The organism is Streptomyces sp. NPDC056948 (genome assembly GCF_042674225.1).
Classification (GTDB): domain Bacteria; phylum Actinomycetota; class Actinomycetes; order Streptomycetales; family Streptomycetaceae; genus Streptomyces; species Streptomyces purpurascens.
Genome location: NZ_JBHUQX010000476.1, coordinates 1 through 6,531, shown reverse-complemented (window position 1 = coordinate 6,531; position 6,531 = coordinate 1). Strand labels below are relative to the sequence as shown.

The following is a 6,531-nucleotide window of genomic DNA, read 5'->3' as shown; positions in this document are numbered from 1 at the left end:
CAGGGCCGACGAGCCGAGCGCCAGCGCGGCCGCGCCGCCGATCGCGAGGTACGTCGTGCTGGTGTCGCCGCCGGTCTCGGCGAGGTTCTCGGTGGCACCGGCCGCCTTCGGCCGGTTCGGGGCCGCGGTCGGGGCAGCGTTCGGGGTCTCGTCCGCGGCGGTGTCCTCGGCGCTGTCCGGGGCCGCGGCCGGCTCCGCCGACGTCTTGGGGTCGTGGTCGCCGTGTCCGTGGTTCTCGACGGTCGACTTGTCGGTGCCGTCCTCGATCTGCTTCTTGGTGGGAGCCGAGGCGGTCGGGGCGGGGGCCGCGCCGCCCTTCCCGGTGTCACCGCCGCCGCCGAAGGAGACGTCCGAGCAGGAGTAGAACGCCTCCGGGCTGTCCGACCGCTGCCAGACCGCGTACAGCAGATGTCTGCCCGAACGCTGGGGCAGGGTGCCGGAGAAGGTGTAGAAGCCGCCCGTGGCGGCCGGGTCGGTGGACGTCGCCACCGGGTTCTTCAGATCCAGGTCGCTCCAGGCCAGCGGCTTGGCCGGGTCGTAGCCGGACTTGGTGAGGTACACCTTGAAGGTGCCCTTGTGGGGCGCCGTCACGCGGTACTTGAAGGTGTGCGAGCCGCTGCGCACGCCGGTCGCGGGCCAGTCGGCGCGGGCCAGGTCGAGCCCCTTGAACTGCGCGTTGTTCGCGCTGCACAGCTTGCCGTCCGGGATGAGCCGCTGGTGCCGTCCGCCCGCGTCGCCGATGCGGATGCCGTTCCAGTCGTAGAGGGCCTGTGTGCCGCCCGCAGCGACGGCGGCCTTGCACGCGGCCGACTCGGGGCTCTCGGGGCCCTCGGCGTAGCACTGCGAGACCCGGCTGACCGGGTCGCCCATGGAGCCGTGCGCGGCGGCCGGCGTGGCGGTCAGCGCGGTCAGGGCGAGCGGAAGGCCGCCGAGGGCGGCGACGGTGGCGACCGTGCGGCGTGCGGGCATGCGGGAACTCCTCGAAACGGTTCATGGGACAGGGCCGGGCCCGAGTGGGCCGGATCCCGTGGGGTGATCCGAAGCTAGCCCCAGAGAACCGTGAAATCGCCTGCTGAGGACGGGTGGAGGAGATCCTTATGGCCGCGTTAAGGGAGTGCTCAGACTGGCATCAGGTAGGTACCGTCGCGGCATGGCAGACGAGGAGATCCGGCCGGCCGGAGCCGCCGACGTACCGGTCGTCGAGGGCGTGATCGACGCGGCCTTCCGCCCCTACATCGAGCGCATCGGCCGGGTGCCGCAGCCCATGGAGGAGGACCACGCGGCGAACGTGGCCGCGGGGAAGGTGTTCGTGACGGGCGAGCCCGTGATCGGCCTCGTCGTGGTCGAGGCGTTCGAGGACCATCTGTTCCTCGACATCATCGCCGTCCACCCCACCGCGCACGGCAGGGGAGTGGGGCGACGGCTGCTGCGGTTCGTCGACGCACGCGCGCGTGCGTTGGGTCTGCCCGAGATCAGGCTCTGTACGAACGCGATGATGTGGGAGAACCAGGAGATCTACCCGAGGTACGGCTACGAGCTCGTGGAGCGGCGTGTGGACGGGCCCTACGACCGTGTCCACTACCGCAAGCGGCTGCTCTGAACGCGTCTCATGGTCGGCACCGGCCGGTCAGCCTTCCGGCCACCACGTGCGTGCGACGTCCTTGCGGACCTCCGGGCGCCCGCCGGGGCACTCGTCGGCCTCCTCGCGGACCCTGCGGACGTCCGACTTCTTCAGGGGCTTCTGCACGGTCACACGGCGCATGGCTGCCTCCTTGGGGGCTACCGGGTTCCGCGTTCTCACGGAGGTAGACCTTTCGGGGGAGAGTTCCTCATCGCTCCCGGTCTGTCTGTGGCGGCTGTCACCATTCGACTGTCAGTGGCGGGTGTCACTCTTGGGCCCATGACGCATGACGGTGAACGTGTGACCTCGACGAACACCCCCTGTCCGGGCGTGGACTGGGAAGCGCGGGCCGCCTCCTTCGACGAGGAGCCGGACCACGGGCTGCGCGACCCCGCGGTGCGCGGCGCCTGGGCCGGACGGCTGCGCGGCTGGCTGCCCGGGCACCCGGGCGACGTCCTCGATCTCGGCTGCGGCACCGGCAGCCTGTCGCTCCTCGCGTCCGAGCAGGGACACCAGGTGACGGGCGTGGATCTTTCCCCGGCGATGGTGACGCTCGCCCGGGAGAAACTGGCCGGGCGCGACGCGGTGTTCCTCGTCGGCGACGCCGCGGCCCCGCCGATCGGGGAGCGGCGCTTCGACGTCGTTCTCGTACGGCATGTCCTGTGGGCCCTGCCCGACCCCGGCCGCGTCCTGCGGCACTGGGCCGGGCTGCTGCGGCCGGGAGGGCGGCTCGTGCTGGTCGAGGGCGTGTGGGGGACGCTCGATCCGGTCGGAATACCGGCGGACCGGCTCACCACCCTCCTCGCCCCGGTCGCCGGGCAGGTGCGTGTGGAGCGGCTGTCGGACGATCCGCTGCTGTGGGGCGGGGAGGTGACGGACGAGCGGTACGCGGTGGTCGCGGTGACGGGCTGAGGCGTGGATCAGGCCAGGAGCGTGGCGAAGTCGCCGCCGCGGGCCAGGGCCTCCAGTTCGTCAAGTGCGGACAGGGCGGCGGCCGCGGCCTCCGGGTCCGTCGCGGCAAGGCCGCTCTCGGCGAACTCGTCCTCGTCCAGACGTCGTACGTCCGTGCCGTCGGCGGAGCGCCACAGGTCCAGGTCGAGATCCTCGACGACCAGCTCCTGGCCGGACCGAACGGCGGGGCGGGTGACGTCGCAGTACCAGCCCTTCAGCGTGCCCGCGGCGGAGCGGACCTCCTTCACCGCGTACCAGCGGTCACGCCAGTAGTACTCGGTGAAGACGTCCCCGGGCTCGAAGCGGACGAACCCGAAGTCGCGTACGCCGCTGCCTGCCCACGGGGCCCGGACCGCGACGCGGGTGCCGTCGTCCGCCAGGAGCTCGCCGGTGTAACGGATCTTCGTACGGCCCGCCTTGACGAGTACGACGTCCACCTCGCCGGGCCGGTCAGCCGAGTTCACGGACATGGCGCACTTCCTTCGCGCAGATCTCGTAGCCGAACCACTTGTTGATGGCGATCATCGGGTCGTTGCCGGTGTCGTTGCCGGTGAAGGCCTCCGTGCACCCGGCGGCGCGGGCCCGGTGCAGGGAGTCGTTCTTGGCGAGCTTGGCCAGGCCCCGGCCGCGGAAGGCGCGGGCGGTGCCGGTCATGGCGGTGGCGTAGCGGGTGCCGCCGTCGGTGTACGCCACGCTGAAGGCCGCGGGGCTGCCGTCGACGACCGCGACCGTGGTCAGCTCGCGATCGAGGAGCGGATGCTTCCAGTGCTCCTCGATCCAGGACTCGTAGTCCGTGAACTCGGTCTCGATGTCGCTCGGTTCGTCGGAGGACGCCGCCGCGTCCAGTTCGAACACCGGGCGCGGGTCGTCCGCGAAGTCGGCGGCCGTGCGCAGCTCGACGCCCGCCGGCGGCTCCTGGCGGGGCGGCAGCGTGCCGGCCGCCAGGTCCAGGCGCAGGAAGTAGGCGGAGCGGCTGGCCCGGAAGCCGTTCCGCTCGGCGAAGGCGAGGTTCTCCGGCTCGTCCAGCACCCAGGCGAACAGCTTGCTGACGCCCAGTGCGGCCAGGCGTTCCTCGGCGGTGCGCAGCAGGAGCGAACCGGCGCCGCGGTGCCTGCGGTCGGGGCGCACGTAGATGTTGGCGGAGCCCTGGCCGGGTTCCGGGCTGTCGTGGGCGACGCTGATCTGGGCCGTGCCGATGATCTCGCCGTCCTCCTCGGCGATGAGCTGTCCGAAGTGGGCGTCCGGATGGACGTGCGTCAGGGTGTGCACCACCGACTCGGGAGTGGACAACATGTAGGGAAGGGCGAGGCGACGGGTGTCGGAGAACCCCTCGGCGTCGGCTCGGACGTCGGGACGCAGGTCGCGCACGATCACGGTCATGGAGGCGGACGTTACGTGGAGGCGCACCCCGGGTGCCTCTCATTTTCCGTCGGGTACGGGACAATCGGCCTGTGACGTTGAAGATCGACATCGATGACAGTGCTCCGCCGTACGAGCAGGTGCGGTCGCGGATCTCCGAGCAGGCCCGGTCGGGGGCGCTGCCGGTGGGATACCGGCTGCCGACCGTGCGGGGGCTGGCCGAGTCGCTGGGGCTCGCCGCCAACACGGTCGCCAAGGCGTACCGGGCGCTGGAGGCGGACGGCGTGATCGAGACGCGGGGGCGCCACGGCACCTTCGTGGCCGCCGCCGGCGCGGCGGCGGACCGGGAGCTGGCGACCGCGGCCCAGGCCTATGTGGAGCGGGCCCGGCGGCTCGGGCTCACGGAGGCCGATGCGCTGGCGGCGGTACGGGATGCCCTGCGGGCGGCTTACGGGGAGTAGGGCATCGGGCTGACGGTCGGGTTGGGCTGTCGGCCGGGTGTGGGCCGGTGGGGGTTGTTCGCGCAGTTCCCCGCGCCCCTTGAGGGCGTCGCCCCAGCGGCGCGGGGCTGTGTCGATATGCGGCTCCGCCGCGGGGCACGACCGGCCACAACGGCGAGGAAGGCCGGTTCAGCCGGTCCGCGCCAGATGCTCGGGCGTCCGGGTGATCTCCAGGCCCGCCGACCTCCCCACCCGCGCGAACGTCCTCGCGTCCTCCACCGCCGCGCCGCCCGGGTCGTTGTTGAAGTACGCGTAGACGTCCTCGCCGCCCGGCCAGGTCGTGGCGATGCGGTCGAGCCAGGTGGCCAGGGAGCGCCGGCCGTAGCGGGGCCAGGGGTGGGCGCGGCCCTGGTGGAAGCGGACATAGCCCCAGTCGGTGGTGCGCCACAGCGGCGTGGCGGGACGGGCCAGGACGTCGGCCCAGCACAGGGCGGCGCCCCGGGACCGCAGGACCGCGCGGACCTCCGGTGTCCACCAGGAGTCATGGCGGGGCTCCACCGCGACCCGGGTGGAGGCGGGGAAGCAGGCGAGGCAGGCGTCCAGGAGGCCCGGGTCCGCGCGCAGGTTGGGCGGGAGCTGGAGGAGGACCGGGCCGAGGCGGCTCCCCAGGCCCGCCGCGTGGCTCATCAGGCGGTGCACCGGCTCCTCGGGGTCCTTGAGCCGCTTGATGTGGGTCAGATAGCGGCTCGCCTTGACCGCGACGACGAAGTCCCCGGGCACCCGCCCCCGCCAGTCCTCGAAGGTCTCCCGCGCCGGCAGCCGGTAGAAGGCGTTGTTGATCTCGACGGTCGCGAAGTGCTCGGCGTACTCCTCCAGCCAGAGCCGCATCGGCAGCCCGGACGGGTACAGGACGTCCCGCCAGTCCTTGTACTGCCACCCGGACGTGCCGACGAACAGGGTCATAACCCCATCAAAACACCGGCCGGCGGGGACCTTCCACAGATCCGGCGGGGACCTTCTACAGATACAGCCCCGCGTCGGCGTCCCCGCGCGGCTCCGGCAGGGCCGTCGGGGACGTGCCCCGGCGCAGTGCGTACAGCTCGGCCAGGGTCGCGCCCTCGCGGCCGACACCGTCCTCGTGGCCCAGCCAGCCCACCGCCTCCGAGCGGGTCAGCTGACCCACCTCGATCCGGGCGAGGCAGCGGCCGGGGCGGACGACGGCGGGGTGCAGACGCTCCAGGTCCTCGTTGGTCGTGACCCCGACCAGGACGTTGCGGCCCTGGCCGAGCAGTCCGTCCGTCAGGTTGAGCAGCCTCGACAGCGCCTGGCCCGCCGTGTGCTTGGCCTCGCCGCGGATCAGCTCGTCGCAGTCCTCCAGCAGGAGCAGCCGCCAGCGGCCCTTGCCCGTCGCGTCCTCCTCGCCGATCGCGATGTCCATGAGATAGCCGACGTCGGAGAAGAGCCGCTCGGGGTCCAGGACGCAGTCCACCTGGCACCAGTCCCGCCAGGAACGGGCCAGGGTGCGCAGCGCGGACGTCTTGCCGGTGCCCGGCGGGCCGTGCAGCAGGAGCAGCCGGCCCGCGATGTCCTCCGGGGTGGTCTTCATCAGGCGGTCCATGGCGTCCGCCACCGGCGCGGTGTAGTTGGGCCGCACCTCGTCCCAGGTGCCCGCCGCGATCTGGCGGGTCGTGCGGTGCGGGCCGCGGCGCGGGGAGACGTACCAGAAGCCCATCGTGACGTTCTCCGGCTGCGGTTCGGGTTCGTCCGCCGCGCCGTCCGTGGCCTGGTCGAGGACCTTCTGCGCCAGCTCCGCGCTGGTCGCCGTCACCGTGACGTCGGCGCCCCGGTTCCAGCGGGAGACCAGCAGCGTCCAGCCGTCGCCCTCCGCCAGCGTGGCGCTGCGGTCGTCGTCCCGGGCGACGCGCAGCACGCGGGCGCCGGAGGGCATCAGCGTCGCCCCGGACCGTACGCGGTCGATGTTCGCCGCGTGGGAGTACGGCTGCTCGCCCGTCGCGAAGCGGCCGAGGAACAGCGCGTCGACGACATCGGACGGGGAGTCGGAGTCGTCGACGTTGAGCCGGATCGGCAGCGCCTCGTGCGGGTTTCCAGACATGCCGCCATGATCCGGCACAGGGGCGCCGCGTGCACCCGGTTTCCCGG

The 6,531-nt window shown here is 72.6% G+C and carries 9 protein-coding genes; 3 read left to right on the top strand and 6 right to left on the bottom strand.

The window, feature by feature from the left end; genetic code table 11:
• On the bottom strand, positions 1-969 hold a 969-nt coding region (locus tag ACFTZL_RS38760), incomplete at its 3' end, for a lytic polysaccharide monooxygenase (protein ID WP_382593325.1).
• Between the two features lie 181 nt (positions 970-1,150).
• Here ACFTZL_RS38760 and ACFTZL_RS38755 point away from each other — a divergent pair.
• Entirely contained in the window at positions 1,151-1,600 is a 450-nt protein-coding gene (locus tag ACFTZL_RS38755) for a GNAT family N-acetyltransferase (RefSeq protein WP_382593322.1), read from the top strand.
• 27 nt (positions 1,601-1,627) lie between these two features.
• Here the strand turns inward: ACFTZL_RS38755 and ACFTZL_RS38750 are convergent, their stop codons facing one another.
• The gene (locus tag ACFTZL_RS38750) at positions 1,628-1,762 is read right to left on the bottom strand and encodes a hypothetical protein (protein ID WP_382593319.1); all 135 of its coding nucleotides are present in this window, start codon (positions 1,760-1,762) and stop codon (positions 1,628-1,630) included.
• 138 nt (positions 1,763-1,900) lie between these two features.
• On the opposite strand from ACFTZL_RS38750, the gene ACFTZL_RS38745 reads away from it, so the two are divergent.
• Complete coding sequence (locus ACFTZL_RS38745) at positions 1,901-2,533, top strand: class I SAM-dependent methyltransferase (RefSeq protein WP_382593316.1); 633 nt, start codon at positions 1,901-1,903, stop codon at positions 2,531-2,533.
• Between the two features lie 8 nt (positions 2,534-2,541).
• Here the strand turns inward: ACFTZL_RS38745 and ACFTZL_RS38740 are convergent, their stop codons facing one another.
• Both ACFTZL_RS38740 and ACFTZL_RS38735 read right to left on the bottom strand, forming a co-directional pair.
• A complete protein-coding gene (locus tag ACFTZL_RS38740) occupies positions 2,542-3,042 on the bottom strand; it encodes a DUF402 domain-containing protein (RefSeq protein ID WP_382593313.1) in 501 nt (166 codons plus the stop codon).
• Positions 3,023-3,952 carry a GNAT family N-acetyltransferase gene (locus tag ACFTZL_RS38735; protein WP_382593310.1) on the bottom strand — a complete coding sequence of 310 codons (930 nt, stop codon included), beginning with the start codon at positions 3,950-3,952 and terminating at the stop codon, positions 3,023-3,025. The genes ACFTZL_RS38740 and ACFTZL_RS38735 overlap by 20 nt, the downstream gene beginning before the upstream one ends.
• A gap of 71 nt (positions 3,953-4,023) precedes the next feature.
• Between ACFTZL_RS38735 and ACFTZL_RS38730 the strand changes: the two genes are divergently transcribed.
• On the top strand, positions 4,024-4,392 hold the full coding sequence (locus ACFTZL_RS38730; protein WP_382593307.1) for a GntR family transcriptional regulator: 369 nt from the start codon (positions 4,024-4,026) through the stop codon (positions 4,390-4,392).
• A 168-nt stretch (positions 4,393-4,560) separates the two neighbouring features.
• Here ACFTZL_RS38730 and ACFTZL_RS38725 read toward each other — a convergent pair whose 3' ends face one another.
• On the bottom strand, positions 4,561-5,334 hold the full coding sequence (locus ACFTZL_RS38725; protein ID WP_382593304.1) for a DUF72 domain-containing protein: 774 nt from the start codon (positions 5,332-5,334) through the stop codon (positions 4,561-4,563).
• A gap of 55 nt (positions 5,335-5,389) precedes the next feature.
• On the bottom strand, positions 5,390-6,484 hold the full coding sequence (locus ACFTZL_RS38720; protein WP_382593301.1) for a DUF5925 domain-containing protein: 1,095 nt from the start codon (positions 6,482-6,484) through the stop codon (positions 5,390-5,392).
• Positions 6,485-6,531 lie beyond the last annotated feature (47 nt).